We start from the raw sequence: 1,644 nt of genomic DNA on the forward strand, positions 1-1,644 counted from the left end.
AGAAGCTAGAAGCTAGAAGCTAGAAGCTAGAAGCTAGAAGCTAGAAGCTAGAAAATGATAGCGAACACCCGAATAGATACACACTTTCAATCTTTTAACTAACCACTTACAGCTTCTAACTTAAAGCTAAGTACTTTCAGCTTAAAGCTAATTACTTATTAATATCCAACGCTTTCCAGTGCGGGAAGTGCTTGCGCACGAATACATTAAGATCACGCTCAAACTCACTGGCTTCGTCAGCCAGCGTTTTAACATCATCGTTCACAAGTGCACCGCGGATCATACCCGCGCCTACCGTGATATTGTTTAAGCGATCCACGATAATAAACGCGCCAGTTAAACGGTTATCTTCGTAACGGTCAAATTGCACTTTTTCGTTGAGAGAAAACTGACAACGACCAATTTCATTCAGCAGCAATTCGTTTGTTTCTTGTTTATCCATCGTGTTGACGTCGACTTTGTAGTTAATCGCATCTGCGCTGCCAAATACCGATTTACAACCTACCTTGATAACATATTCACGATCCAGCACTAAGGATTCATCAGACATCCAAACCACATCGGCTTCGAAGCGCGTGGCACTGAATGGTTGCTCATGTGGACGCACCAACATATCACCACGGCTAACGTCGATCTCATCTTCCAACGTCAAGGTTACAGACATGCCTGCAGAGGCTTTTTCCAGATTGCCATCAAAGGTGACAATAGACTTCACTTTGCTTTCTTTGCCGCTAGGCAGCGATGCAACCGTGTCACCAACGCGCACTTCGCCAGAAGTCAACGTACCGCAGAAACCACGGAAATCCAGATTCGGACGGTTAACATACTGCACAGGGAAACGCAGCGCATTGTGTCGCTGGCTATCAATCGAAACCGTGTTTAATAAACGCATGAGCGTCGCACCTGGGTACCACGGCATGTTCTCGCTTTCGTTGACAACGTTGTCGCCACGAAGCGCAGAAATCGGCACGAATCGTAGATCTTCAAAACCTAGATCTGCCGCGAATTCACGGTAATCTTGTTTGATTTTCTTATAAACCGCCTGGTCGTAGTCCACCGCGTCCATTTTGTTCACAGCAACAACGATGTGCTTAATACCCAGCAACGAACAAATGTAACTGTGACGACGGGTTTGCACCTGAACACCATGACGCGCATCAATCAGAATGATCGCCAAATCACAGTTAGACGCACCGGTGGCCATATTACGGGTGTACTGCTCATGCCCTGGAGTATCAGCAATGATGAACTTGCGTTGCTCGGTCGAAAAATAGCGATAGGCAACATCAATGGTGATGCCCTGCTCGCGTTCAGACTGAAGGCCGTCTACCAATAGCGCCAAATCGAACGATTCATCCGTAGTGTTAAAGCGTTTTGAGTCTTTCTCAATCGCCGCCATCTGATCTTCAAAAATCATTTTGCTATCAAAAAGCAAACGACCAATCAGCGTAGACTTACCATCATCAACGCTTCCACAAGTAAGAAAGCGCAGCATATCTTTGTTTTCATGAACACGCAGATACTGTTCAATATCTGTCGCGATTAAATCTGATGCGTGGGACATAAATGCTCCTATGGAACAAGCGATCAGCTAGAAGCTAGAAGCTAGAAGCTAGAAGCTAGAAGCTAGAAGCTAGAAGCTAG

At 45.6% G+C, this 1,644-nt stretch carries 1 protein-coding gene; it reads right to left on the reverse strand.

Annotation, left to right across the window (positions count from 1 at the left end):
- Window positions 1-151: 151 nt before the first annotated feature.
- Entirely contained in the window at window positions 152-1,564 is a 1,413-nt protein-coding gene (gene cysN / locus ACED36_RS22045) for a sulfate adenylyltransferase subunit CysN (protein WP_371733823.1), read from the reverse strand.
- Window positions 1,565-1,644: the final 80 nt, after the last annotated feature.

This window comes from Enterovibrio sp. FF113 (assembly GCF_041439165.1).
Lineage (GTDB): Bacteria > Pseudomonadota > Gammaproteobacteria > Enterobacterales > Vibrionaceae > Enterovibrio > Enterovibrio norvegicus_A.